Consider the following 24,257-nt stretch of genomic DNA (forward strand, 5'->3'; position numbering starts at 1 on the left):
ACGCAAGAACAGGCAAAGCATGACCACCATCACCGCAAGCACCACCGCCCCGCCCCGCGCCCGAAAACTCGTCGGCGCCGGGCGCCGGCAATGGATCGGCCTCATCTATGTCGCGCCGGCGGTCGCGTTGGTCATGGTGTTCTTCGTCATCCCGCTCGGCATGACGGCGTGGATGTCGCTGCACAACTGGCCGCTGATGGGCGAGCACGCCTTCGTCGGCCTCGACAATTACTGGGCGATCCTGCGCGACACCAGGTTCTGGAACGCGCTCAAATTCACCGGCTACTACACGGTGGTCGTCACCATCGCGATCTTCGCCGTCGCCTTTCCCTTGGCGATCTTCATCGAGAAACCGCGGCCGCTGACCAACCTCTACCGCACTTTCTTCTTCATGCCGGCGGTGGTCGGTTTCGCCTCGGCGAGCCTGCTTTGGTCATGGCTGCTCAACGTCGATTCCGGCCTGTTCAGCCCTGCCGCCTACGACCTCGGCCTGATCGACAGGAAGTTCAACCTGCTCGCCACCTTCCAGCCGGCCTTCTGGTCGATCATCGCCATGGTGGTGTGGAAGGTCGCCGGCTTCACCATGATCATCCTGATGACCGGCCTGCAATCGATCCCGCAGGATCTGCAGGAGGCCGCCGTCATCGACGGCGCCGGGCCGTTCGCGCGGTTCCGGGCGATCACCTTGCCGCTGATGCGCCGCACGCTGGCGCTGGCGCTGATCCTGTCGGTGGCGGGCTCGATCCTTGCCTTCGACCAGTTCTACATCATCCTGCGCGGCGGCCCGCGCAACCAGACGCTGACGGCGGTCTACTGGATCTTCAACCAGTCCTTCGTGTCGTTCAAGCTCGGCTATGGCGCGGCACTCTCCATGGTGCTGCTGGTCATCCTGGTGGCGCTCAGCCTCATCCAGCTGTGGCTGCTGCGCAAGCCCGAGGGGCTCGACTGATGGCGCAGGCGATATCAGCCAGGGGCAAGTTTGCCGCCCGCCTCGCCAGGCACTCCACCGGCATCATCGCCTCGGTGCTGTTCGTGGCACCCATCGTGTGGACGGCGCTGTCGGCCTTCAAGCCGGCGGCCGAAGCGCGCCTGCCGCCGCTGCCGCCCTGGCCGACCACGGGCTTTTCGCTGGAAAACTATGCCACGCTGAACTCCTTCGGCGACGGGCTCTGGGTGTCGGCGCAGAACAGCATCTATGTCTCGGTGATGACCGTCCTGCTGTCGGTCATCGTCAGCGTGCTGGCCGGCTACGGCTTTTCTCGCTTCCGCTTTCCGTTCAAGGACCTGTTCTTCGTCCTCATCCTGTCGACGATCATGATCCCATTCCAGTCGATCCTGACGCCGATCTTCCTGGTGCTGACCAAGCTTGGCCTGCACAACACGCTGACCGGCCTGGTCGGCGTCTATGTGACGCTGCAATTGCCGTTCTCGATCTTCATGATGCGCAACGCCTTCGACGCGGTGCCGCGCGAGATCGAGGAGGCGGCGCGCATGGACGGCGCCGGCAACGCCACCATGCTTTTGAAGGTGATGCTGCCGCTGGTCTGGCCGGGCGTCGTCACCATCGCGCTGTTCGCCTTCCTCGGCGCCTGGAACGAATTCCTCGCCGCCCTGGTGCTGATGACCGACCAGTCCAAATTCACGCTGCCGGTGATGATGACGGCACTTCAGTCGGGCCGCTTCGGCGCCATCGACTGGGGCGCCGTGCAGGCGGGCGTCACCGTGATGATGGTGCCGTGTCTCATCCTGTTCCTCGCTTTGCAGCGCTTCTACATCCGCGGCCTGATGGCCGGGGCCGTCAAATAACAGACTGAATGGAGTGAGTTCATGACCGCATCGCCATCCCCCCGCCCCGCCCCGAAGGGGAAGCCGAAACTCGCTTTCCGGCCGCTGCCGGTGCCGCAGGTCGATGTGCACGGCTTCTGGGGCGACCGCGCCGACGCGGTGGCGACCCGCACCGCCGACATCCTCTACGATCGTTGCGTCGAGGCGCGCATGCTGGAGCAGATCGATCCGGACCGCCCCTCGCCCGGCATCGTCATTCCCTTCCACTCGCCCTCGCCCGATGAAGCGGACCGCCAGGGCGCCGAATTCACCGGCTCGACGGTAACGACGCAGATGTTCTGGGATTCCGATCTCGGCAAGACAATCGAGACCGCGGCCTATTCGCTCTACCGGCGCAAGAACCCCGGGCTGGAGAAGAAGATCGACGCCGTCATCGACATGTATGGCAAATTGCAGCAGGAGGACGGCTATCTCTCCAGCTGGTACCAGCGCATCCAGCCCGGCAAGCGCTGGACGAACCTGCGCGACTGCCACGAGCTGTATTGCGCCGGCCACCTGATCGAGGGCGCGGTCGCCTACTACCAGGCGACCGGCAAGCGCAAGCTGCTCGACATTATGTGCCGCTATGCCGACCACATCGCCTCGGCGCTGGGACCAGAGCCCGGCAAGAAAAAGGGCTATTGCGGCCACGAGGAGATCGAGCTGGCGCTGGTCAAGCTGGCGCGGGTGACGGGCGAGCAGAAATACATGGATCTGGCGAAGTACTTCATCGACCAGCGTGGCCAGCAGCCGCATTATTTCGACGAGGAGGCGCGCGCCCGCGGCGCCGACCCCAGGGCCTATCATTTCAAGACCTATGAATACAGCCAGTCGCACCGGCCGGTGCGCGAGCAGGACAAGGTCGTCGGCCATGCGGTGCGGGCCATGTACCTCTATTCGGGCATGGCCGACATCGCCACCGAATATGGCGACGATAGCCTGCGCATCGCGCTCGACCGGCTGTGGGACGACCTCACCACGAAAAACCTCTACATCACCGGCGGGCTCGGCCCGTCGGCGCACAATGAGGGTTTCACCAGCGACTACGACCTGCCCAATGAGAGCGCCTATGCCGAGACCTGCGCCGCCGTCGGCCTGGTGTTCTGGGCAAGCCGCATGCTCGGCATGGGGCCGAACGCCCGCTACGCCGACATGATGGAGCGCGCGCTCTACAATGGCTCGATCTCCGGCCTGTCGCTCGACGGCTCGCTGTTCTTCTACGAGAATCCGCTGGAGAGCCGGGGCCGGCACAACAGATGGAAATGGCACCGCTGCCCCTGCTGCCCGCCCAATGTCGGGCGCATGGTCGCCTCGATCGGCAGCTATTTCTACAGCCTGGCGGACGATGCGCTTGCCGTGCACCTCTACGGCGATTCCACCGCCCGCTTCGACATCGCGGGCACGCCGGTGCAGCTCACACAGGCGAGCCGCTATCCCTGGGACGGCGCCGTCGAGATCACGGTCGAACCGCAGGCGCCGGTGGAGTTCACGCTGCATCTGCGCATCCCGGCATGGAGCAGCAGCGCCACGCTTGAGATCAATGGCGAGGCGGTCGACCTCGAAGACATGACCAGCGACGGCTATGCCGCGATCCGGCGCAGCTGGCAGAAGGGCGACCGTGTCCGGCTCGATCTCGAAATGCCGATCGAGCGGCTCTACGCCAATCCCGAAGTCCGGCAGGATGCCGGCCGCGTCGCGCTGTCGCGCGGGCCGCTGATCTACTGCGTCGAGGCATCGGACAATGACACCCGGCTGCACCGCCTGACCCTGCCGCGCACGGCAGGCATAGAGGCGCATGAAGCGCCCGGACTGCTGGGCGGCGTGGTGACGCTTTCAGCCACGGCGCGGGCCGACGCCGGCGACGGCTGGCAGGATGGCCTCTACCGACGTGAGCCGCCGGCCAGCGTCGAGACGCGCCTGACCGCCATCCCCTACTACGCCTGGGACAACCGCGAGCCCGGCGAGATGCTGGTGTGGTTGCGGGACGGCTGAGGCTTCCCGCTGCTCGACTATGTCCGGCTTGATTGGGCGGCGGCCGCCGGCAGCGCCGCGCTCGGCGCCGCTTGCGGCGCGCTGTTGTCGATATGCGCCCAGGCCGGCCGCTCGAACAGGAACATGCCGAAGCCGACCCGCTGGATGATGAGGTAGAGCACGACGGGGCTTATGATCGAGACCAGCAACACAGCCAGGCTGAGCAAGCCGGTATCGGTCAGCAGGCCACTCGCCAATGCGGCGCCGCGGAACAGCGACATCGGGATGGTGAAGGCGACATAGACGACCAGAGAATGTTCGCCGAGCCAGCGCAGCCATTCCATCGAGGCGAATGTCGACAGCAAGCCGCCAAGCACGCAGAGCGCCACCGCGCCGGCGACGGCCAGGGTGAGATGCAGCGGCGGCCATGCCGCCAGCCCCATCTGCATGCCGACCGGCTGCATGGCATAACCCGGCGAATAGACGAGCAGGCCGTTGACGACAGCCCACACGAGCAGGCCGGCGGCGGCCAGCATCGGGCGGGGCTGCGTCCATTCGACGAGGCGGAACACCAGCGGCGCCATGACGAAGCCGACATAGAAGAACACGAAATAGGCGGCGAACTGTTCGACCGCATAGCTGTCGGGACGCGGCGCCCACATCTGCAGGGCGGCAGCGATGGGGATGACGATCCAGGCGGGCACGCGGAACTGCCGAAAGAGCTTGGCGGCAAGGCCGAACACCGCCAGCATGTAGATGAACCACAGCACGCCGTATGGCTGGACGACGGCCATTGCCAGATCGTGCAGCATGCCGCCGGGATCCCGGCTGAAGATGCCGATCTTGAGCCCGATCGAGATGATCGCCCACAGCACGTAGAAATAGAGATAGTGGACGACGCGCCGGTCGATGTAGCGCCGCCACGGCCGGTCGATCACCTGCGACAGGAACAGGCCGGAGATCAGGAAGAATTCCGGCATGCGGAACGGCGTCGCGAAGCCGATGACATAGTGCAGGAAGCCGACGCCGCCCGTGTACTCGCCGGTGTTGTAGGCCGCGTACATCATCACCACGAGGACGATCGAGAGGCCCTTGGCCGTGTCCACCCACGGCATGCGCATCGGGCTGTTCATGGCAGATCCATCCGGGGCCGGCCGAGGCGGCCAGCCATCATCCGGCGACATCTAGCACCATCGAGCTTCCCAGATCGTAAACACGGCTGGTTTCGGAGGTGGCTGGCAGCGCCTAGCGCTTGGCCTTCGACTTGTTCAACGCCACGGCGGCTCGCACCAGCGCCTTCAGCGCCTCTTCGTCGACTTGCTCACCCTTCTGAAAATCGATCGCCCGCCGCGTATTGCCTTCGAGGCTGGAGTTGAACAGGCGCGTGGGATCGGGCAGCGCCGCGCCCTTGGCGAAGGTCAGCTTGACGATTCTCTTGTAGGTCTCGCCGGTGCAGATCATGCCGTCATGCTCCCACACCGGAACCCCGCGCCACTTCCAGGTCTCGACGACATCGGGATCGGCTTGATGGATGAGCGCGCGCAGCCGGGCCAGCATGTCGCCGCGCCAGTCGCCGAGTTCCGTGATCCTGCCGTCGATGAGTTCGGAGGGGGATTTGCTCTCCTGCGATCCGGTCATGCTGTTCTCCTCAAGACTTGGACAATAAGGCGCTCACATGCGCTCGCCAGGCAATTGGCTGGCCTGCTTCACCCAGGCGCTGAACTGCGCCTCGTCGAACGCGTCGTCCTCATGGATGTCGAGGTAGCGCGTGTCCCGACTTTTGGATTCGCCCGGCGGCACCGGATCCAGCGACAGGCCGCGAAAGAAGGCCACCTTGATGTATCTGGTGAAGCAATGGAAGCTCAGGAACCAGCCTTCGCCCTCGACGCCGTAGAAAGGTGAGTTCCATTTGACCGCCTTGTGCACGCCGGGCACGGCACGCTCGATGAGCGCGTCGAGCCGCCCGCCCATCTCGCGCTTCCAGCCCGGCATCGCCGCGATATAGGCCTGCACCGGAGCGTCGCCATAACCCTTTGCGATCTGCGGATTGCCGCCGGAAAGCAGCTTCGGCTCAGCCTTGGCTGGGGTCGACTTGGCCATGCGCTTTCCTCCTATCCATTGGCCCGCCGTGCGCCGCGTCCTTTCGCGACATAGGGCAGCACGAACATATAGAGGCCGCTGAACAGCATAAGGAAGAGCGGCGGCAGTGGCGAATAAACCACCCAGGCGGGCGGCTGTCCAAACGCCATGGTGACGAAATTGGCGACGACGGTCGCCGTGAAAATGATCGACATCCAGCGATGCGCCTGCCTGATCCATGTGCTCCAGTCCAACTTTACCTCCTGTGAAACGTGTGAACCCGGGTGCTACCAACGCGCCAGCTGCGTGATCTGGATGAGATTGCCGCAGCCGTCGTTGAGCTTGGCGATGGTCGAGCCGGTCACCTCGGTCGGCGCCATGGCGAATGTGCCGCCGCGCGCCTTGATGCGCTCATGATCGCCCTTGATGTCGTCGGTGAAGAACATTACAGCCGGCTGGCCCTGCTCGAACATCGCCTGCTGATAGGCCTTGGCGGCCGGCTGGTTGTTGAGCGCCAGCTGCAGCTCGGTGCCCTCGGGCTCGTCCGGCGAGGCGACCGTCAGCCAACGGAATGGCCCATTGCTGAAATCGGCTTTCTTGGTCAGGCCGAGCACGCCGGTGTAGAAGGCAAGCGCCTTTTCCTGGTCGTCGACATAGATGCTGGTCAGTTTGATCTTCATCGTCTTTCTCCATAGGTTTTGCTGGCGGCGGACCGCCCGGTGACGTCAGGCGTTGGGTTCGATCGACCCGGTCAGTTCGTCCGGTCGAGAAGCTGCTCCAGCTTCTCGAAGAATTGCGGCCAACCCATCTTGGCGCCGCCATAGGCGCGCCGCTGCTCGGGCCGGAAACCGGATTGTTCCATGCGCAGATGCGTTCCGGTTGGCGTCGGGGTGAGCGTGAAGGTCACCACGCTCCTGAGATCGAACGCCGGATCCTGGTGCGCGAGATTCCAGGTGTAGGACAGCGTCCTGTTCGGCTCGACAGCCAGCACCTCGCAATCGAGCACGCCGCCCCAATCGGCGCTGATGTTGAAGCGGTGGCCGACAGCGGGCTTGAAATCGTTCTTCATCAGCCACTCCTCGATCAGATGCGGTTGCGTCAGCGCGCGCCAGAGTTTTTCCGGCGGATGGGAGATCTGCCGCTCGACGACGACAGTGCGGTTTTCAGTGGCACTATCGTTCACTGGTCCATCCTTTTGAGCAAATCCTCGAGATCATCGAACCGGCTCTCCCAAAACCCGGCCATCTGGCGTGTCCAGTCCATCAGCGGCGCCAGCGCGCCAAGCTGCGCGCTGTAATGCGTCTGGCGGCCTTCATGGCGGTCGCGCACCAGACCGGCCTGCTTGAGCACGCCCAGATGCTTCGACACCGCCGGCTGCGACACGCCGGACTGGCTCGTCAGCGCCCCGACCGTCTGCTCGCCCTGGCGGCACAGCCGTTCGAAGATCGCCCGCCTGGTCGGGTCGGCGAGCGTCCTGAAGAGCATGTCATGGCTATCCGGCATGTCAGATCGATAACCCGTTGGCTATTGGTTGACGTATAACCGCAGGGATATATGTTCGTCAAGCGGAAGATTGGAGCGCTCTAAATATCGGCGGGCTAGGGAACCGCATGGGCGCGGCTGATCTCCTGCGCCACCAGTTCCTGCAACTGCCACAGATTGCGGTCGCGTATGCCGCAGCCGTCGAGGTGGCGGATCGTCTCGAGCAGATACTGCGCGCCCGAGCCCCAGTGGCCGACGGCCCTGGCCAGCGTCGCCGCGACCGCGGGCTTGTCGAGCTTGCCGGCATAGCGCGGATTGGCGGGATCGACGACGAAGCCGAGCGCCCGGCTCGCCTCGCCCTCGGTGCTGACCTGCAGCCAGCGCGGCACGTTGACGGCGGGCAGGATGGTCATCTCGCGGCGCAGCAGTGCTTCCAGATTTTCGGCGACCGGCTCGGCGATCTCGAACACCATGCCCTGGCACTGGCCGCCGCGGTCGAGCGCCATCATCAGGCCGGGCTGTTCGAGCGTGCCGCGAAAGCGCTGCACCGTGAAGCAGAACGACCGGTGCCAGCCCCGTGCCACCGCCCGTTCGCCACCCCGGACCTCGCCGGCCGGCTTCCACAGCAGCGAGCCATAGGCGAACAGCTTCAGCGGTCCGGGCGGCGCCGAGGCCAGGATCTCGTCGCGAAACCGCGCATAGTCGGCGTCCGTCATATAGACCATGCCCGGCGTCGGCCCGGCATCCGCGACCACGCGCATGGTCCGCGCCACCAGCGCCTCGGTCAGCGCCATCGGCGCCTTGCGCGGTACGGACTTGCGCGGTGGCGTGACGCCCTTTCCTGTCTGGCTCATCCCCGCGTCCACCTGAGTTGGTCCATGAAGCTTGTAAACCTCTGCACAACGGCATCGGGCGTCGTCTCCCGGTGCCATTGTCTTTGCGCGATCGCCGTGTCGACATACCGGAATTCGATCCGCCCAGAATGCAGTGGGGTCACCCTCAAATGTGGTCCCGAAAAAGGCTCGACGTCGACCTGCTGGATGCACAGGTCAAACATGGACGTCCACCCGTATAGAACCAACCTCAAGGGACCGCTTGCTATGAACGAGGCAAGCGTCTCCACACCACCAAACGCCGAAGCGGATGGATCCGGCTGATTCAAGCGCCTGTCTCGAATGGAAGCGACGATGTCTGGCCAATCGTTCTGCATCGGCTGAAGGTGTTGGGCGCCAAGTGGCTTGTCAACAAGGTGAACAGAAGCGGGTGGCACTGCGACCTTCATTCCTTCTCCATGAAGGACGAAGCCGCTTCGTTGATCCAGAGGCATCCTTGCTTGCCCAGCGCTTGTTGCTGTCCTATGCCGCGACCGGCTGGACCCAACCCGCTTTGCGACTGGTAGAAGGCGTATTGACATGGCTGGGGTCCCAAGGTGCACCAGCGGTATGCGCGCCATGGAAATATCGCCAGATCGTCCCCCAAACAGGCTGCCATATGTCGATGGCCTCCCGGAACATATCCAGGAGAACACCAACGGCAAGACCTTCTTCGTTCCGAAAACTGAGTTCGAGCAAGGCATTGTTCTGGCTGTCTTCGGACATATATTGCGAATAGGCACCGCAATGGACCGAGGTCGACGCTTCTAGATTTCCATGACGCTGGTTCCAAAGCGATTGGGGCGTCTTTCTCACGACAACTGGCCACCAACTCATGACACCAGCGCCATCGGCACCTTCAGCCCGTCGATGAGCGCATCTCGGAACTGCGCGATCGGGCGGGCCAGCCGTCCGGCGGGCGGGCGGTGCAGCAGCCAGGCGCGCACTTGCGGCTTGAAGTCGGGGCAGTCGATGACCTCCACCTTGTCGCGCCAGCGGCTGTCCGCGAAGGCGCCGGGCGTGACGATGCCGATGCCATGGCCGCGCGCCACCAGCGACATTCTGAGGTCGACGCTGAGCGCCTCCACCCCGACCTGGAACGGCAGCCTTGCCGCCTCGAAACCCTGGCGAATGAAGGCGCGAAACCCGCAGCCGTTTTCGTTCATCACCCAGGCAAAGCGCGACAGGTCGGCGAGCTTCGCCGGCTTCGGCACGCCAAGGCCGGGGGACGCGACCAGCAGCACCGACTGCGCGCCGAGATCGTCGCAAACCAACTCGTCCGGCGGCGCCAGGCCTTCGGCGAGGCACACCGCCACGGCGTCGAGTTCGCTGCGCGCCACCTGCTCCACCAGCCTTGGCGACCAGCCCGAGGTGATGCGCAGCGTCAGCTGCGGAAACGCGGCGCGCAGCGTGTCGAGCGGCAGCGCTAGTGCCGCGTCGGAGAGATAGGGCATGACGCCCAGGCGGAACTCGCCCTTGACCTCGCCTTGCGGCGACACGCCCGCCCTGAGATCCTCCAGCGAGCGCAGCACCCGCCTTCCATGCTCATAGGCCTCGCGCCCGGACGCTGTCGGCTTCAGCGGCTTCGACTGGCGGTCGAGAAGTGCTGTCGCCAGTCCGTCCTCGAGATTCTGGATGCGGCGCGTGACGCCCGGCTGGGTGAGGTTCAGCCTGGCGGAGGCGCCGACGATCGAGCCGGTTTCCACCACGGCGATGAAGGCTTCGAGGTCATGGATGTTCATGCACATCTCGCATAATCATTATCGAATTGATTGAATTGTAGCATGATAATCCTTCGGCATAAAGTCCTCAAACAATATGCAAGTTTAATGAGGACCTCATGCTCGACACCAAGGACGGCCAGCTGTGCGAGCGACTGCCCACCGGCACCATCACCGGCCCGCAGACGCTGCTCTTTGCCGCCTCCACCGGCATCATCGTCACCAATCTGTTCGCGCCGCAGACGCTGGTCGGGCTGATCGGCCCGTCGCTCGGCGCCAGCGCCGCGAGCGTCGGCCTCGTCGCCATGGCCACGCTGCTCGGCTATGCCGGCGGCCTGTTCTTCCTGGTGCCGATGGCCGATCTCGCCGAGAACCGCGCCTTGATCCTGCGCATGCTCCTGACGGCGGCCCTTGCGGCCGGCGTCGCCGTCTTCGCACCCACGATCGCCTCGCTGCTGGTCGTCCTGTTCGTCCTCGGCGCCGCCTGCTCGGCGATCCAGATCCTGGTGCCGATCGCCGCTTCGATGGCGCCGCCCGGCGAGGCCGGCCGGGTCATCGGCGATGTGATGAGCGGGCTGATGATCGGCATCCTGCTGGCGCGGCCGCTGGCCAGCCTCGTCGCCGACGCCTGGGGTTGGCGCGCCTTCTATGGCCTTAGTGCTACCGCGCTCGTCCTGGTCGCCGGCGTGCTCGCCATCACCTTGCCGCAGCGGCGCCCGGAAGCAAAATCGTCCTACGGCGCGCTGATTGCCTCACTGTTCGGCCTGCTGCGCGACGAGCCGGTGCTGCGGCGGCGTGCGCTGACGGCGGCGCTGGTGATGGCGGCGTTCAGCCTGTTCTGGACGGCGGTCGCCTTGCGTCTCGCACAGCCGCCTTTCGGCCTTGGCCAGCGCGGCATTGCGCTCTTCGCGCTTGTCGGCGCCGGCGGCGCCGTGGTCACGCCGCTGTTCGGCCGCGCCGGCGACCATGGCTGGACGCGATCCGCCACCATCGCCTGTCACCTCGTGCTGATCGGCGCTACGGCGCTCGCCGCCTGGGCCGGCGCCTCTCAGCCCGGTGCGTCATGGCAATCGCTGGTGCCGATGGGCCTCAGCGCCGTGCTGCTCGACATCGGCGTCACCGGCGACCAAACGCTCGGCCGCCGTGCCGTCAATCTGCTTCAGCCCGAGGCCCGCGGCCGGCTCAACGGGCTGTTCGTCGGCATCTTCTTCATCGGCGGCGCCATCGGCTCATTGCTGGCCGGTGTTGCCTGGACTTGGGGCGGGTGGACTTGCGTGTGCGCCATCGGCGCAATCTTTGGCGCCACCGCCCTGCTGGTCGACTGGATCGGCGGGCCGGAATGACCGGGCGTTCTTACAATCACGTCCAGTGACCCAGGGGAACTATGTTACCGGCAAACTGTTTTAGTCCTTGCCGGAGGATGCCATGAACGATGCGTCGGCGACGCCCGCGGGTCCCGTCCTTTCATCGACGGAGCGCGTGAACACGCTGTCGCATTTCCACCGCGCCGAGATCGCGCGCATGGCGGGCTGGCGCGATCGGCTCGACAGGACCACGAACTGGGCGATCACCGTGGTGGCGGCGATGCTCTCGGTCTCTCTGTCGACGGCCAGCGCGCACCATGGCGTGCTGTTGTTCGCCATGCTGCTGATCCTGCTGCTTTTGTGGATCGAGGCGCGCCGCTACCGCTTCTTCGACTTCTACCGGGCCCGCGTGCGCCAGTTCGAACGTCACTATTTCGCGCAGATCTTCTCGCCGCAGCCCGATTTCGCCTCGGATTGGCTGCTCATTGTCGGCGAAGGCCTGCGCGCGCCGAAGTTTCTGCTGTCGCAGCGCGCCGCGCTGGCGCGGCGCCTGCGCCGCAACTACATCTACCTCTTCCTCATCCTGCTCTTGGCCTGGGTGCTGAAAATATCGACACCCAGCCTGCAAACCGTGGGGATCAGGACCGGCTTCGTCAGCTCGCTGCGCGAGGCGATGGACGGGGCCGCGCTTGGTCCCATTCCCGGCGTCGCCATCGTCGTGATCGTGGCGGCATTCTATGCCTGGCTGTTCGCCATCGTCCTTTTCGCGGCGGGCGACGACGGCGAGCTCGCCTTCGGCGACGTCCACGTCTGACTTGCAATTCGGGCAACCGGCGGCGCAACGCAAATGCCAGCCATGCGTTGTCATGGTCAGTCCGCCGCGACGTTTGAGGGAACCCATGAACCGGCAACCGGCAACGACGTCAGGCCGCCTCGCGGCCACCCTGGTGCTGGCCACCCTCGTGCTGGCCACCCTTGCCCTGGCACCGGCAAGCCGCGCCTTCGCCGCCCAGGCGCCCGGACATGCCTCGGGCATGGGCGGCTCGGCCGAGGGCCTGTTCGTCGCCGAGATCGTGCTTCTCCTGCTGGTCGGCCGCGGCCTCGGCGAAATCTTCCAGCGCTACGGCCAGCCGGCGATCATGGGCCAGCTGATCGGCGGCATCCTGCTTGGCCCATCGCTGTTCGGCTGGATTTGGCCCGACGCCCAGCACCTGATCTTCTCCAGCGATCCGGCGCAGAAGGGCATGATCGATGCGGTATCCCAACTCGGCATCCTGCTTCTCCTCCTCCTGACCGGCATGGAGACGGATCTGCGCCTGGTGCGCCGCGTCGGAGCTGCCTGTTTTTCGATCTCGATCACCGGCGTCGTCGTGCCTTTCGCCTTCGGCTTCGCGCTGGCGCAGTTCCTGCCGGACTCGCTGCTGTCCGATCCACGGCAGCGCGTCGTCGCCGGGCTGTTCCTCGGCACGGCGCTGTCGATCTCCTCGGTCAAGATCGTCGCCATGGTGGTGCGCGAGATGAACTTCATGCGCCGCAATCTCGGCCAGGTCATCATTTCCTCGTCCATCATCGAGGACACGATCGGCTGGCTGGTCATCGCGGTGACCTTCGGCATCGCCACCAACGGCAGCCTGCAGGTCTTGCCGCTCGTCACCACGGTGGCCGAGGTGGCGCTGTTCATGGTGTTTTCCTTCACCATCGGCCGCCGGCTTGTCTTCACGCTGATCCGCTGGAGCAACGACTCTTTCCGCAGCGAATACGCCGTCATCACGGTCATCCTCATCATCATGGGCGTCATGGCGCTGATCACCAACCTGATCGGCGTCCACACAGTGCTCGGCGCTTTCGTCGCCGGCATACTGGTCGGCGAATCGCCGATCCTGTCCAACCACATAGAGAGCCAGTTGCGTGGCCTCATCACCGCGCTGTTCATGCCGGTGTTCTTCGGCATGGCCGGCCTGTCGGCCGACCTCACCGTGCTCACCGACCCGACGCTGGCACTGCTGACGCTGGCATTGGTCGCCATCGCCAGCATCGGCAAGTTCGGCGGCGCTTTCCTCGGCGGCCGGCTGGCCGGCATGTCGCTGAAGGAAGCCACCGCCGTGGGCAGCGCCATGAACGCCCGCGGCTCGACCGAGGTCATCGTCGCCAGCATCGGCCTGTCGATGAACATCCTGTCCCACAATCTGTTCACGATGATCGTCACCATGGCCGTCATCACCACGCTGGCCATGCCGCCAATGCTGCGCTGGGCGCTCGGCCGCCTGCCGGTTGGGCATGCCGAGAAGCAGCGGGTCGATCGCGAACTGCTCGACGAGCGCGGCTTCGTTTCCAGGCTGGAGCGCCTGCTGCTGCTGGTCGACGATAGCCCGGTCGGCAAGTTCACCGCCTACCTTGCAGGCCTGGTCGGCGGCGGCAGCGGCATGCCGACTACTCTGCTTCATCTCCAGGACGGCAGGCTCGCCGGGCAGGTCGGCGACAAAGGCCCGGAGCGGGCGTCCAGGGAGGTCAAGAAAGGCGCCGCCAGGAGCGCGAGGGCCGTCAGCAAGGCGGAGGACACGCTTGTCGACAAGGTCCACCTCACAGCTCGCACCGAGCTTCAGGCCAGCGCCGAGACAATCGCCGCCGAAGCCCGCAAGGGCTATGGGCTTCTGCTGGTCGGACTGGAGAACATGCTGACCGACAAAGGCACCTTCAGCGGCGCGCTGAAGGACGTCAGCAGCGGTTTCGATGGCCCGCTCTGCCTCGTGCTGAACGGCGCCAAGGCCGATGGAAAGATGCCGGTGCTGCGCGCCGGAACGACGATACTGGTCCCCGTCAACGGCACCGAGGTCGCGCGTCGCGCCGCCGATTTCGCGCTGGCGCTGGCGCGGCCGCACCGCGCCCGCGTCAAGGCGCTCTATGTCTCGCAGGCCAGGCAGGGCAGCCGGCCGGGCACGGTCTCGCACCGCCGGGAGGAAGCCGTGCTCAAGGATGTCGCCGATCTCGCGGACCGCTACGGCGTTGCCGTCGACACCGCGATCCGCACCCGCGCCACGGCGGATAGGGCGATCGCCAGGGAGGTGACCAAAGGGGCCGCGATGGTGGTGATGGGTGTCACCCAACGGCCGGGCGAGGAGCTGTTCTTCGGCGACACCGCGACAGCGGTGCTCGCCGCGGTCGCCTGCCCGGTCGTGCTTCTGGCCAGCGAACGCGTCAAGCGGGCCGACGCCAATGCCGACGAGGCGGCGGCCGAAATCAGTGCCTGATCATTCCGGCGCAGCTTTCGGAACTTACAGGCCGAAGAACTGTCGCCCTATGATGTAGCCCAACGCCGCCACCACGAGCGGGAACAGCGCCGGCGCTGCCTTGCTGAAGAAGGAGACTTTCGTGTCCTTGGGCGGCACATAGCGTGCGTTGCCGAGATTCTTGGTCATTGCGTACCCCGCGCCAAACCAGACAGTTTTGCGCATGTCGTTATCCCAAACCGCTGCGCGGTTCCGGCCGGCATGCATTAGCAGACGCTTATTAACAGCATGGCCAAATTAACGGGTTGCAAAGAAATTCGATCGAATAGGCGGCTTTGCGTGGTGAAATTCGCAACTTACTTGTCGCTGTTTTCGAACGCGCCAATTCCTTGCGCGATGAGGTTGGTGGCCATCACCAGCGAGATGATCGCCGAGCGCTAAATCCGGCAGACCGCCATGACGAAGAACTCGCGGTAGCAGAAGTCGGGATCGTCGAGCAGGCGATCCGGCCGCTGCTTCAGCTCCCGCCAATAGGCCTGGTCGGCGTCAGGCAGGGCGTAGCCAGGCGCGACGCTGGCAAAATAGGCCAGCAGGTCGCGAACATAGTCGCGCGTGAAGCGAGGCGCCGGCGCCCAGCGTTCGACCAGCCAGCCCTTGCGGCTGACGACCTCCAGGCCCGCCTGCCGCAGGCGCGCCGGAAGCGTCGAACCGCAATCGGTGCCGAGCACGCCCCGGTCGCGAAACCCCTGCAGCCTGGCGGCCATGAAGCGCGCCAGCAAGGCCCGGTCCATGGGCAGGATCTGCAGGATCGTCGAATCGAAATCCTTGACGGCGAAGATGCCGCCCGGCTTCAGCACGCGCCGGGCCTCGCCGACGGCAAGCTCGAACTCGGCCGGCGTCAGATACTGCATGACATTGCCGGACCAGACGCAATCGAACGATGCGTCGGCGAATGGCAGCGACAGGATGCTGCCGACACGCGCGGCAATTTCCGGCGGCTCGGGCAGCCTGCCCGCGAGCGCCTCGACCCGGCCGATGTTTTCAGGCGCGAGGTCGAGCGCGGCGATGAAGCCGGATGGGCCGACGGCCCTGGCGATGAGCGGCAGGAAGCCGCCGCTGCCGCATCCGGCGTCGAGCACGCTCCAGCCCGGGCGGATACCGGCGTCGAGCAAGGCGGCCTCGTATTCGGGCCGCGACGATTCGAAATGAAGATCGAGCCAGCCGGCCTCGCTCGCTTCGTGACCGGTGGACGTTTGGTTCCTGGCAGACAAATGATGACCCCCCATGGCGCGGCGGGATAGAAGCGCACCCAACGGCATCACGCAATGCCCCGCGAAGCAGGCGACGCCGGTCTACGCCGGCAGCGACGGCTCGGTGTTCGGCTCCAGCGCCTCTTCCGCCTCATGCTCGTCCGGAAGCACCTCGCCATGCACCGCCAGCGGCCGGCCGATCCAGACCGGATCGACCAGATGGTCGCGCTTGGGATTGTTCGTGTTCGGGTGGATGAGGATGCTCAGGCCGCCATGGTTCAGCATCAGCCACGGAACCAGCGCGCCGAAAATCCCGGTTGCGAAGGAGACCTGGTACATGGCCTGCTCATGCGGGCCGACTTGTCTGTCGTGCCAATTGCCCAGGCGCACGCGGAACCGTTCGGCGATGCGCAGACGCAGCCATTCGGCATGCTGCCGCTCGGCCTGCCCGTCGAAATAGATGTGGGCGTGATAGCTGGCGATCTCGGCAAGTGGCCTTGGACTGTCTTGGGTCATCTCGATGCCCCTCCTCGCGGCGTGTCCCGCCATTCAGCCCAAGAACGCGGCTTTAAGCAAGGCCACTCGACCCGCCGGGACGATCGGCAATGGCTGGACGCGGTTGACCGGCCAGGCATTCCGTCACGCCGCTCGCGGCGCCAGGCTTTCGGCCCCGCGCACATCGTGTAGTCTGACGGTTTTCCTGGGGAAATGACATGATGAACACCGCCGAAACCCTGCCCTATCTGTCATCGGCGGTCCTCGATCGCCTGGCGATCTCCACGCCCAACGTTGTCGACGAGATCGAGCGCCAGATCGTCGGCCAGAGGCGCGGCGAAGTCTGGTGCGCGCCCAAGGCCGCCGTGTGGCCGGGCGACGACCGCTACTTCATGGCCACGCTCGGCGTCGCCACCGTGCCGCCCGTGCTGGCCACCAAGTCGCTGGTGGTGAACCCGCGCAACGCCGCGCGCGGGCTGGCCACGCTCAATTCGCTGATCACGCTGCTCGACGCCGAGACCGGCCTGCCGCTGGCCCTAGTCGACGGCAATTGGGTGACGGCCAAACGCACGGCGGGCCTCAGCGCCGTCGCCGCCCGGCGCATGGCAAGGCACGATGCGTCGTCGGTCGCCTTCATCGGCTGCGGGGTGCAGGCGCGCGGCCACCTCGAAGCCTTCGCCGACCTCTTTCCGCTGCGCGAAATCCGCGCCTTCGGCCGCGGCAAGAGCAATCGCGACGCGCTCTGCGAGATGGCGCGGTCGCGCGGCCTGCAAGCAATCCCCTGCGACACGGCAAGGGCCGCGGTGGAAGGCGCCGACATGGTGGTGTCGACGGTGACCCTGGTGCCCGAACCCGAACCGTTCCTCGACGCCAACTGGCTGAAACCGGGAAGCTTCACCGCCATCACCGACCTCGCACTGCCCTGGCTGCCCGCAACCATGCGCCGCCTCGACCGCATCGTCGTCGACGATCTGGAGCAGGAGAGAAACATGACCAAGCCGATGGTCGACCCGGCGATGGTTGCCGGAGATTTGACGGGGCTGGTCTGTGGGGATTTTGCGGGAAGGCAGAGCCCGGGCGAGACGACGGCGTTCGTTTTTCGAGGGCTGGCCGTGGGGGATCTGGCGGTGGCGGGGTTGGTGTATTTGCGGGCGCGGGTGGCTGGGGTGGTTGGGGTGTAGGGTGAGGGCGGCGGGAACGGGTTTCGGTTCGGATTGCGCTGGATCGAAGGTCGCAACCGGGATTCACGCTTCGCGGCTCCGTGGTCGACGCAGAGCGCTTCCGCCTGGGCGGCTGCGGGTTGGAGCCACGGCAAAAGCCGCAGGATTAGTCGCAGCTGCCTGATGACGGATGTCAGCGCTCATGCCCGCGCGTAGGCCTCGATTTCGCACGTCGCCTCCCGGCTAGCGCGCTTGGAAGTTCCGGAAGATTTTCTCGAACGAGCCGCGTAGCCGGATTTCTTGATCTGGCCCTAGGGGAGAAAGGCCGATTTCATATTCTTTCCGGTGCCTAGAAAAAAGCTTATCAACCGAACCCGCATTTTGAGTTGAAACGAAGAAGCGGCCTTCCGCATAAATGTCATCGACGAGGCCCAGGAAAGATCGGCCAAGATTGATCCCCAAATTACTGCTCAAAAAGTATTTACATTCAACTGACAACAGTATTTTACTTGAGCGAGGGTTTACTCTGTTGGCACGGCAAGTATTAGCTTCGTCTCCGTATATTACAGCAACATCACACTCATGATTCACTCTCGACTTGCCAGATACATAAATACCGATATGCGCCTCGAGAACCGGCGATCGAGGGAAGCGTATTTCGGCATGACAATAATCATGCAAGTCGGAAAAGATCGATGTTGGGGAGGTTCGGAAGTAAAAACTGGTCGCCGGAGCACCCGATCGAGTCATAAGGCGAATCGTCGCCCCCTCTCGCCGAGCGGCTTCGAGAACTAGTGCCCAGATATAGCATTCGTAGAGATCATTGCCGGCTGACGCGGCGGAGAGATTGGCGTTGACCGCCGATCCGATCGCGGCAGTGATGTCTCCCCACATTTCGGGACGAAGAGGCATCAGAAACTAGCCTCGTCTGAGAACCTACGCCAGGTTAGTTCTGACTCTTTGGAAATCTCAGCCAATAGCCGGCCGAGATCCGTCGTAGCCGCACGCGATTGTGCGATACTCGCGCGCGAGATGGGCGGCGTGGCCTCAGTTTCTCCGGTATCGCCTACTCCGACCAAATGGATGTTGACGTAAGGCGACTCTCCAAGACCTTTCTCGGTGGAACTACTTGCGATCACGCCTAAGAAGCGGGTCGCCATCATCTGAGGTGCTATGAGGGCGATGCCAAGCGCGGCGACCAGCATGTCAAGCTGCTCGATTGTGCTATAATCTTTCTTACCGATAAAATCACCGCTTGTTGTTGTCCGTGTCCGCGGGACATCGGCCAGTTCATCCAGACCCGGACTTTCTCGAACCGTCAGCCTGCGCTCGACCGGACGGCCCGCTTCCACATCGGATCGCCACTGATTGAGCAAGTTGATTATTCCCTGTGTTTCGGGTTCAGTCGCAAGCTCCCTTACAGTATTATCGAGATAATCGACTAGACGCTTAGCCTCATCTTCTGAAATTGCCATCTTTGAAGCCTCCCATAAACCTTAAGCCTGGCGAACCGACCTCGCCGCATACCCAATAGTTACTAATGCCGGTCAAGCTGTAGACGTATTTTATGGTTGCCCGCTTTGCACCTGAACCAGCCAGTCCTTCGCGAGCGCCTGCGGGATATGGAAAACAAGCAAGGGCGCTCGTCTTGTAGCCAGAGTTTTGTTGCTCCCAAAGAACAAGTCGTACGAATGGAGTTGTACCGTGACGCGATTTGCTTGTTGGTAGAAGGTGTCACCGGGGTATCCACCCTGCCGGTCGGTCCGGCCCTGAAGGAAATTGTCGATTGTGCCGTCATCGTGAATTTCGCGCCGACCAAGAGCTGTCGGCCGCATTTTGTAAACAGCCGCAACCAAGGTAGGATCTCGACGGAGCGCTTCACCAATCGTTACCAGCAGGCCGGTGAATGCTGCCGTATCGCGAGGTTGCTCAAAGCGATAGTCTACCAACGCATCGACTACAGCCTGCATCGGGATATGTTGAGCAACAAGATGCTGTTGAGCTGGCTCCTTCGAAACGTATGTCGTGTCAGGAACGAATTGCGCGGCTTTCCCAAGTTTGTCCAACACAGCCACATTCGCCGAACTGTTCATGATGGAAACCAACGCTCCACGCTGTTGTGTCCAGCCGCCGCCGGCCCGCGCTCGGGTATAGGGGTCCGAGATCACCGATCTGCGGCATGGGCGAAGGGCAGGATCAAGAATAAGCCTTCGCCGCCACGAATGTAGGTTTGCGCCGGAATCCGCAAGTTGCTTCAACTCGGTCCGCATTGTCTGCTCATGTTCAACGTAGTCTTCAAACGCGGTCCTGAGATTGACTTCGAGAAATATCCGGCACAGCCCAAGATATTTCCGCTTGTAACCGAAGAAGCGCGCTCGCTGTTGGATCGTGTCGGCGTTTCCAACACCCACCCCCCTCGGCATGTAGGTGATCGAAAGCGAGTCGACCGTGAACCCACGGTCCACTGCCTGACCTCCGACAAGAATCCAACCCTCGGCGTTGCGCCAATTTATCTCAGGCGTCTTAGGGGCGCCGCGAGTATTGAACTCGATGACGGTCGTGCCTCGCAGAGCGCGCGGCAATTTCTCGACAATCTGGTCGTAGCTCGGCAACGTAGGGTCAGTCGTAGCGAGTTCGTCATAGGCCTTCTTAAACTCAAGGATTGCCTCTTTTCGATCCGGGTCGCTGGCAGGCGCCGTCAACGCCCCATACCAAACATCCTTCGCTGCCGCCGCCCATTGGACGTTAGCGAAATGCACTAAACGCTCTCGGGCGGGATGGATGAGCATTGAGCGCCGGCCTGACCTCACGATGATACTAGCAGCAAGCCCCACATAGAAGAGACGCATAGCCATAACGAGACTAACAGGCGGACCGACTGGCAATGGAGCATTTTTGGGCGGGATGTCTCCAGTGGGGATCGTCTTGGCGTAAGGGCTGAGCCGTTTGAAAAACTCTTCGCCACCGACGTAGCCTGTGCCCGGCTCCAACACATGGACAAAGTCAGGCGACAAAATGTCTGCGATATTGATGAGCAGGGGCGCTTGCGGAGTGGCCGTGTATTGCAAAAACGTGTGGCACGGTAGCGCGTCTCGCAATTCGCGAAGCCTTGTATAAGTCGTGCTCTCGTCGTTTTGGTTCACCTTCGTATTCAGGCTGGCCTGATCTGCTTCGTCATCAATGATCAGTGCGGGCACGTCCGCAAGGTTGAGCTTGCGTAGAAGTCTGGTCAGCGCGTCGAGCCGCTGATTCTGCTTGAGCACCGTCAGCAGAAGTGTCGGCTTTTCATCAAGATCTCGTGTGGTATCGCGCCAGTTCGCAATGGTTTGCCGCAAAAGCTGTTCATATTGGCCATCCTGGACCTTTGGATTCTTTTCCATAATCCACGCAGGTAATCCTTCCCCACCGTCGACATCCAGATCCTTATGGAGCCGCTGATGGGATTGGGTCAGCAGATTGTCCTTGTTTCCAGCTACAAGGATGACAAGCGGAAATCCGTTGTCACGTGAGAGGCCGATCACTGTTGTGAACGAGAGCGTTTTGCCGCTTTGCACGTACCCAACTACGAGGCCTGTTGCCCTATCTGGCAGCTTCTTTGGGTCCATGCCCGAGCCGAGGATATGGGTCGCCGAACGTATCAGCGACTCTTGGGCGCTTGCATCAAGCTTGGTACGGGCGGCCACACCGAGAGCCTGTTCGCCGCATACAGGCTGCCATTTCTGGGTCATGGTTGCGACAAGGCCTCCCTGAGAAGATCGTTCATATTGCGTCGCACCGTGCCTGCCGACTTCACACCGGCTCGCCGCGCCAACTTCTCGGAAATCGCCAATGCCGCCGCCACCCTGAGAAGGGGCTCAATATCGCCAGCATCGGTCTGGGCAAATGAAATCATAAATGGATGAGCCATCGACACGCGAATCTCAACCGTGTCGGGGCCAGACTGCATAGTTTGGCCTTGGTCACTGATCGCAAGCCAGTCGCCTTCAGCAGGATCGTCCGAAAGCGTGATCGTTACGAGCCACGGAACGCCTCGGAAATCGAACCGAAGCTCGCGAGTGGCCAGCATTGCCTGGTCTGGCAGAGGAGTGGTCGACGTTTCAACTGGCTCTTTGTCCGCAATGACAGGCAGTACCTCGGGCAAAGTGTCGGCGATGACATCGCCGGTTCGTTGTAGTGCTTTTTTGGCAGCCTCAATGCGGTCCTTTTTGGAGGCGAGTGAACGGTAGTTTTCACATTGCCGCAGCAGAGGTAAATCGTCGCTGTCGAGGTGCTCCCTCAAAAGCTCGAGGAAGGGTTCCTCATTTTCATCCCATCGAAAGCCGTCTTTCGTATGGCTCACCTCGAACCCTTCAAGATGAAACTCCCCAAATAAACGAAGCCGTGCATAGCTGCTGCTGCCGCCGGTGCCAAAGATGGTCGTAGGGCGATAGCCCTCCTCACCGCTTCCCTCGATGAGTCGACCGCGACGAAATAACGCGAAGCCCGAACGTGAGTAGTTGCCGGGATCGCGCAAGGCCGCGAATCCCCGCACTGATAGCCCTCCGCCCAATTCGAAATCGATCTCTTTGCGCCAAAGCTCCGGCTTACCGGATGGCTCCTTATAGTAAGCGGCTCTCAGCACTGGTGGCTCGACGTAGCTGAGTGTATCCGTGCCGAGCTTTAGTTCGAGAATCCCTTCGCGCATGAACACCCTATAGATGTCGGTCAGATGCTCTTTCATCTTCCCGAGCGTGCGCCCCATCGGAATGTGATGGAGGTCTTCGAGTACTACCTCGGTGTAATGAGCACTAAGCGGGCTGGGGCGCTCTTCGATTTTCAGTTCTTCGATCTCGTCCCGAACGATGTTGGCGATGTCAAAACGGACCGTCCGCTCGACGTCCTCGCCCAGAGCTTTTGTCCGCACGTGCCAGCGAGAGGAAAACCAGCAGGCAGCGCTCTTCATGCCCATTCCGAATTCCGACAGCCCGGAGCGGTCAGGTGGAACGACAGCAGGTCGAAAGGCTCTCGGGAATAGGGACTTCGGAATGCCTCCGGCATTATCGCGTATGGTGATGCGACCAGGGGACGACGTGTCGATCGAGATTGCGACCTTCAGCTTGCCAGCCGTGCCGGCAAGAGCGCTTCGGTTGTCGAGAAAGCTTTGCACGGCGTTGTCGACGAATTCAGCCAACGCAAACCACGGCTTGTAGTTAAGGTGCCGAAGAACGGACAACACGCTAACGCCAGGACGAATACTGACCGTTTGCAGCTGATCCTGACCGATAGGTGTTCCGCTAGCTAGCAAGCCCGATCCCATCAGCTCTCCTTCTGCCTACGTTGGTCGCGAGATCAGCCGGGCGCAGAGCGTGGTGTTCGCCTTTGCCGCTCAGAGGTGGGGGCATTGCCAAAAGGCGTGTTGCAACTGCCTTTACAACCTCAACGTTGACTGCGTTTCCAAGTGCCTTGTAGGCGGCCGTCTGTGTTTCTGGCAGATGCTCAAGATCGCCCATGCTTTGGAGCCGCGAGCACTCTCTCATGGTCATGTATCGCCGTTCCCAAGGGATTACTGGCACCTGGCTTGTCGTGAGGGCGACCAACGATGGTGCCGCGTTCGGACGCTTTGCTCGAATGCCCGAAGCACGAAATTGGATGATAGTGTGCCAGAGGTCTCTCGGCCCATCTTTCCAGTTCCATTCTAGTTTTTGAAAGCTCGGCGCAAACTCTCTAATGGCCGGAAGCCAAGCATCGATAATGGCACGATGCTTGCGATAATATGCTCGGTTCCGGGCAATAAATTCGACTTTCCAAGCGGGAAACTCTCGTTTGTCCGACCGAGCATAGGCAGGCAGAAGAGCTGCCATCTGAGATTTCTTTAGGTCTCGCAGCGATTGCCCGAAAGCACCCTTGAAAGAGCCTAAGTCTTTCGCCGACAAGCTCAAAGGCGTTTGGACCCTGAAGGGATACGTTGCTCCAAACTCCATCGCCCAAATCGGAAAGGACGGAAGTCGCTCGTCCTTCGGCAATCGATCGAGAAGCGCCTGCCATGCGGTAAGATATTCGATTGCTGCCGGTGTCAGTTGGCGTGCGTCGGCAGGGGCATGATCTAGGATAGATGTGACGGCAATCTCGTCGGCGTTATGGGTTGGTGTCGGCCATGAAAAAGCAGCTAAACCGTCTCGCGCACCTACAATCAGAGCACGGTCTCTAGTCTGCGGAACGCCGAACATGTGTGGCGAGAGAAGCCGGTAGTCGATAGAATACCCTGCATTGCGAAGCCGCTCACAGACACGCTCCCATGTACGCCCCCGATCGTGTCTAAGCAGATTGGGAACATTCTCGATAAGCAGATAGCGCGGCGTATGCCTCTCTAACGTTCTTATAACATACTCGAATAGATCGCCCCACTGAGGGCAATCGAAGCCAAGTTGCTCTCCGGCTTTCGAAAATGGTTGGCAGGGAAAACCGGCGCATAGGATGTCGTGCGGCGGAATTTCTTTGTATGATTCTCGGATGTCTCCGGATGGTTTCACACCAAAATTCCGCTCATAAAGCTCAGCTAAATTAGCGTCTATCTCCGACGCAAAAACACATTCATGCCCCAGGTATTCTAGAGCTTGATGAAAGCCGCCGAGCCCAGCAAACAGATCAATAAAACGCATCCCCGACAAACAGTATTCTCCCACAGAAAAACTCTGGGAAGGTTCAGAACTGCAACCTTGCTAACTGTCCCCCCAACATGCGATTCACTTGCGCGAGCATTCTAGCCGAAAATCGGAAAATCGCTAGAAAGGAAAGATGGCTTTCCTCCAATAATTTAGCAATGAATACCTGACTCCAGAAAGTCCCTAACGCATCGGCGAAGCAGGCGGGCAATTGTCCTATACAATTGGGTC

25 protein-coding genes are annotated in these 24,257 nt (G+C 62.6%); 7 read left to right on the forward strand and 18 right to left on the reverse strand.

Features of this window, described 5'->3' with window-relative positions:
- Positions 1–19: 19 nt before the first annotated feature.
- Genes FJ546_RS13200 through FJ546_RS13210 form a run of 3 tightly spaced genes read left to right on the forward strand, consistent with a single transcriptional unit; the run spans position 20 to position 3,816 of the window.
- A complete protein-coding gene (locus tag FJ546_RS13200; RefSeq protein WP_140889727.1) occupies positions 20–949 on the forward strand; it encodes a sugar ABC transporter permease in 930 nt (309 codons plus the stop codon).
- Complete coding sequence (locus FJ546_RS13205; protein ID WP_095774922.1) at positions 949–1,806, forward strand: carbohydrate ABC transporter permease; 858 nt, start codon at positions 949–951, stop codon at positions 1,804–1,806. The genes FJ546_RS13200 and FJ546_RS13205 overlap by 1 nt, the downstream gene beginning before the upstream one ends.
- A 21-nt stretch (positions 1,807–1,827) precedes the next feature.
- Complete coding sequence (locus tag FJ546_RS13210) at positions 1,828–3,816, forward strand: glycoside hydrolase family 127 protein (RefSeq protein WP_140889728.1); 1,989 nt, start codon at positions 1,828–1,830, stop codon at positions 3,814–3,816.
- 17 nt (positions 3,817–3,833) lie between these two features.
- Here FJ546_RS13210 and FJ546_RS13215 read toward each other — a convergent pair whose 3' ends face one another.
- The 10 genes from FJ546_RS13215 to FJ546_RS13260 form a co-directional block, all read right to left on the reverse strand.
- Positions 3,834–4,928 (reverse strand): acyltransferase family protein, encoded by a 1,095-nt coding sequence (locus FJ546_RS13215; protein WP_140889729.1) that lies wholly within the window; start codon positions 4,926–4,928, stop codon positions 3,834–3,836.
- Between the two features lie 112 nt (positions 4,929–5,040).
- Positions 5,041–5,433: a DUF1801 domain-containing protein gene (locus FJ546_RS13220; RefSeq protein ID WP_140889730.1), complete on the reverse strand. Its 393-nt coding sequence runs from the start codon at positions 5,431–5,433 to the stop codon at positions 5,041–5,043.
- 33 nt (positions 5,434–5,466) lie between these two features.
- A complete protein-coding gene (locus FJ546_RS13225; RefSeq protein WP_140889731.1) occupies positions 5,467–5,895 on the reverse strand; it encodes a DUF1801 domain-containing protein in 429 nt (142 codons plus the stop codon).
- Between the two features lie 11 nt (positions 5,896–5,906).
- Positions 5,907–6,128 (reverse strand): hypothetical protein, encoded by a 222-nt coding sequence (locus FJ546_RS13230; protein WP_140889732.1) that lies wholly within the window; start codon positions 6,126–6,128, stop codon positions 5,907–5,909.
- Positions 6,129–6,161: 33 nt separating this feature from the next.
- On the reverse strand, positions 6,162–6,554 hold the full coding sequence (locus FJ546_RS13235) for a VOC family protein (RefSeq protein WP_123167512.1): 393 nt from the start codon (positions 6,552–6,554) through the stop codon (positions 6,162–6,164).
- Between the two features lie 71 nt (positions 6,555–6,625).
- Positions 6,626–7,057, reverse strand: a complete 432-nt coding sequence (locus tag FJ546_RS13240; protein ID WP_140889733.1) for an SRPBCC domain-containing protein — start codon at positions 7,055–7,057, stop codon at positions 6,626–6,628.
- The gene (locus tag FJ546_RS13245) at positions 7,054–7,377 is read right to left on the reverse strand and encodes a metalloregulator ArsR/SmtB family transcription factor (protein ID WP_140889734.1); all 324 of its coding nucleotides are present in this window, start codon (positions 7,375–7,377) and stop codon (positions 7,054–7,056) included. The genes FJ546_RS13240 and FJ546_RS13245 overlap by 4 nt, the downstream gene beginning before the upstream one ends.
- Positions 7,378–7,472: 95 nt before the next feature.
- The gene (locus tag FJ546_RS13250) at positions 7,473–8,210 is read right to left on the reverse strand and encodes a gamma-glutamylcyclotransferase (protein WP_140889735.1); all 738 of its coding nucleotides are present in this window, start codon (positions 8,208–8,210) and stop codon (positions 7,473–7,475) included.
- 501 nt (positions 8,211–8,711) lie between these two features.
- A complete protein-coding gene (locus FJ546_RS13255; protein ID WP_140889736.1) occupies positions 8,712–9,044 on the reverse strand; it encodes a hypothetical protein in 333 nt (110 codons plus the stop codon).
- Between the two features lie 17 nt (positions 9,045–9,061).
- A complete protein-coding gene (locus FJ546_RS13260; protein ID WP_140889737.1) occupies positions 9,062–9,970 on the reverse strand; it encodes a LysR family transcriptional regulator in 909 nt (302 codons plus the stop codon).
- A gap of 98 nt (positions 9,971–10,068) precedes the next feature.
- Between FJ546_RS13260 and FJ546_RS13265 the strand changes: the two genes are divergently transcribed.
- The 3 genes from FJ546_RS13265 (at position 10,069) to FJ546_RS13275 (ending at position 14,501) form a co-directional block, all read left to right on the forward strand.
- Positions 10,069–11,292: an MFS transporter gene (locus FJ546_RS13265; protein WP_140889738.1), complete on the forward strand. Its 1,224-nt coding sequence runs from the start codon at positions 10,069–10,071 to the stop codon at positions 11,290–11,292.
- 82 nt (positions 11,293–11,374) lie between these two features.
- The gene (locus FJ546_RS13270; RefSeq protein ID WP_140889739.1) at positions 11,375–12,067 is read left to right on the forward strand and encodes a DUF2270 domain-containing protein; all 693 of its coding nucleotides are present in this window, start codon (positions 11,375–11,377) and stop codon (positions 12,065–12,067) included.
- A gap of 85 nt (positions 12,068–12,152) precedes the next feature.
- Positions 12,153–14,501: a cation:proton antiporter gene (locus FJ546_RS13275; RefSeq protein ID WP_246686838.1), complete on the forward strand. Its 2,349-nt coding sequence runs from the start codon at positions 12,153–12,155 to the stop codon at positions 14,499–14,501.
- Positions 14,502–14,525: 24 nt separating this feature from the next.
- Here FJ546_RS13275 and FJ546_RS31220 read toward each other — a convergent pair whose 3' ends face one another.
- The 3 genes from FJ546_RS31220 to FJ546_RS13285 form a co-directional block, all read right to left on the reverse strand.
- Complete coding sequence (locus FJ546_RS31220) at positions 14,526–14,669, reverse strand: hypothetical protein (RefSeq protein WP_181167919.1); 144 nt, start codon at positions 14,667–14,669, stop codon at positions 14,526–14,528.
- 248 nt (positions 14,670–14,917) lie between these two features.
- Positions 14,918–15,751, reverse strand: a complete 834-nt coding sequence (locus tag FJ546_RS13280; RefSeq protein ID WP_246686839.1) for a class I SAM-dependent methyltransferase — start codon at positions 15,749–15,751, stop codon at positions 14,918–14,920.
- Between the two features lie 81 nt (positions 15,752–15,832).
- Complete coding sequence (locus tag FJ546_RS13285) at positions 15,833–16,246, reverse strand: DOPA 4,5-dioxygenase family protein (protein WP_140889741.1); 414 nt, start codon at positions 16,244–16,246, stop codon at positions 15,833–15,835.
- 197 nt (positions 16,247–16,443) lie between these two features.
- Between FJ546_RS13285 and FJ546_RS13290 the strand changes: the two genes are divergently transcribed.
- A complete protein-coding gene (locus tag FJ546_RS13290; RefSeq protein ID WP_246686840.1) occupies positions 16,444–17,406 on the forward strand; it encodes an ornithine cyclodeaminase family protein in 963 nt (320 codons plus the stop codon).
- Between the two features lie 222 nt (positions 17,407–17,628).
- Here the strand turns inward: FJ546_RS13290 and FJ546_RS13295 are convergent, their stop codons facing one another.
- From FJ546_RS13295 to dcm, 5 genes are all read right to left on the reverse strand, one after another.
- Positions 17,629–18,297: a hypothetical protein gene (locus tag FJ546_RS13295; RefSeq protein ID WP_140889742.1), complete on the reverse strand. Its 669-nt coding sequence runs from the start codon at positions 18,295–18,297 to the stop codon at positions 17,629–17,631.
- Positions 18,297–18,860 carry a hypothetical protein gene (locus FJ546_RS13300; RefSeq protein ID WP_140889743.1) on the reverse strand — a complete coding sequence of 188 codons (564 nt, stop codon included), beginning with the start codon at positions 18,858–18,860 and terminating at the stop codon, positions 18,297–18,299. The genes FJ546_RS13295 and FJ546_RS13300 overlap by 1 nt, the downstream gene beginning before the upstream one ends.
- 90 nt (positions 18,861–18,950) lie before the next feature.
- Positions 18,951–21,113, reverse strand: a complete 2,163-nt coding sequence (locus tag FJ546_RS13305; RefSeq protein ID WP_140889744.1) for a Z1 domain-containing protein — start codon at positions 21,111–21,113, stop codon at positions 18,951–18,953.
- Positions 21,110–22,681 carry an ATP-binding protein gene (locus tag FJ546_RS13310; RefSeq protein ID WP_140889745.1) on the reverse strand — a complete coding sequence of 524 codons (1,572 nt, stop codon included), beginning with the start codon at positions 22,679–22,681 and terminating at the stop codon, positions 21,110–21,112. Before FJ546_RS13310 ends, FJ546_RS13305 begins: the two co-directional genes overlap by 4 nt.
- Positions 22,659–24,023: a DNA (cytosine-5-)-methyltransferase gene (dcm, locus tag FJ546_RS13315; protein WP_181167928.1), complete on the reverse strand. Its 1,365-nt coding sequence runs from the start codon at positions 24,021–24,023 to the stop codon at positions 22,659–22,661. The genes FJ546_RS13310 and dcm overlap by 23 nt, the downstream gene beginning before the upstream one ends.
- Positions 24,024–24,257: the final 234 nt, after the last annotated feature.

The organism is Mesorhizobium sp. B2-4-19 (genome assembly GCF_006441315.1).
GTDB lineage: Bacteria > Pseudomonadota > Alphaproteobacteria > Rhizobiales > Rhizobiaceae > Mesorhizobium.

What these genes read in the sequence shown, in the direction of transcription:
- FJ546_RS13200 (WP_140889727.1), top strand. Translation starts at nt 20, where the DNA reads ATGACCACCATCACCGCAAGCACCACCGCCCCGCCCCGCGCCCGAAAA.
- FJ546_RS13205 (WP_095774922.1), top strand. Translation starts at nt 949, where the DNA reads ATGGCGCAGGCGATATCAGCCAGGGGCAAGTTTGCCGCCCGCCTCGCC.
- FJ546_RS13210 (WP_140889728.1), top strand. Translation starts at nt 1,828, where the DNA reads ATGACCGCATCGCCATCCCCCCGCCCCGCCCCGAAGGGGAAGCCGAAA.
- FJ546_RS13215 (WP_140889729.1), bottom strand. Translation starts at nt 4,928, where the DNA reads ATGAACAGCCCGATGCGCATGCCGTGGGTGGACACGGCCAAGGGCCTC.
- FJ546_RS13220 (WP_140889730.1), bottom strand. Translation starts at nt 5,433, where the DNA reads ATGACCGGATCGCAGGAGAGCAAATCCCCCTCCGAACTCATCGACGGC.
- FJ546_RS13225 (WP_140889731.1), bottom strand. Translation starts at nt 5,895, where the DNA reads ATGGCCAAGTCGACCCCAGCCAAGGCTGAGCCGAAGCTGCTTTCCGGC.
- FJ546_RS13235 (WP_123167512.1), bottom strand. Translation starts at nt 6,554, where the DNA reads ATGAAGATCAAACTGACCAGCATCTATGTCGACGACCAGGAAAAGGCG.
- FJ546_RS13245 (WP_140889734.1), bottom strand. Translation starts at nt 7,377, where the DNA reads ATGCCGGATAGCCATGACATGCTCTTCAGGACGCTCGCCGACCCGACC.
- FJ546_RS13250 (WP_140889735.1), bottom strand. Translation starts at nt 8,210, where the DNA reads ATGAGCCAGACAGGAAAGGGCGTCACGCCACCGCGCAAGTCCGTACCG.
- FJ546_RS13260 (WP_140889737.1), bottom strand. Translation starts at nt 9,970, where the DNA reads ATGAACATCCATGACCTCGAAGCCTTCATCGCCGTGGTGGAAACCGGC.
- FJ546_RS13265 (WP_140889738.1), top strand. Translation starts at nt 10,069, where the DNA reads ATGCTCGACACCAAGGACGGCCAGCTGTGCGAGCGACTGCCCACCGGC.
- FJ546_RS13270 (WP_140889739.1), top strand. Translation starts at nt 11,375, where the DNA reads ATGAACGATGCGTCGGCGACGCCCGCGGGTCCCGTCCTTTCATCGACG.
- FJ546_RS13275 (WP_246686838.1), top strand. Translation starts at nt 12,153, where the DNA reads ATGAACCGGCAACCGGCAACGACGTCAGGCCGCCTCGCGGCCACCCTG.
- FJ546_RS31220 (WP_181167919.1), bottom strand. Translation starts at nt 14,669, where the DNA reads ATGACCAAGAATCTCGGCAACGCACGCTATGTGCCGCCCAAGGACACG.
- FJ546_RS13285 (WP_140889741.1), bottom strand. Translation starts at nt 16,246, where the DNA reads ATGACCCAAGACAGTCCAAGGCCACTTGCCGAGATCGCCAGCTATCAC.
- FJ546_RS13290 (WP_246686840.1), top strand. Translation starts at nt 16,444, where the DNA reads ATGATGAACACCGCCGAAACCCTGCCCTATCTGTCATCGGCGGTCCTC.
- FJ546_RS13295 (WP_140889742.1), bottom strand. Translation starts at nt 18,297, where the DNA reads ATGCCTCTTCGTCCCGAAATGTGGGGAGACATCACTGCCGCGATCGGA.
- FJ546_RS13300 (WP_140889743.1), bottom strand. Translation starts at nt 18,860, where the DNA reads ATGGCAATTTCAGAAGATGAGGCTAAGCGTCTAGTCGATTATCTCGAT.
- FJ546_RS13305 (WP_140889744.1), bottom strand. Translation starts at nt 21,113, where the DNA reads ATGACCCAGAAATGGCAGCCTGTATGCGGCGAACAGGCTCTCGGTGTG.
- FJ546_RS13310 (WP_140889745.1), bottom strand. Translation starts at nt 22,681, where the DNA reads ATGGGATCGGGCTTGCTAGCTAGCGGAACACCTATCGGTCAGGATCAG.
- dcm (WP_181167928.1), bottom strand. Translation starts at nt 24,023, where the DNA reads ATGCGTTTTATTGATCTGTTTGCTGGGCTCGGCGGCTTTCATCAAGCT.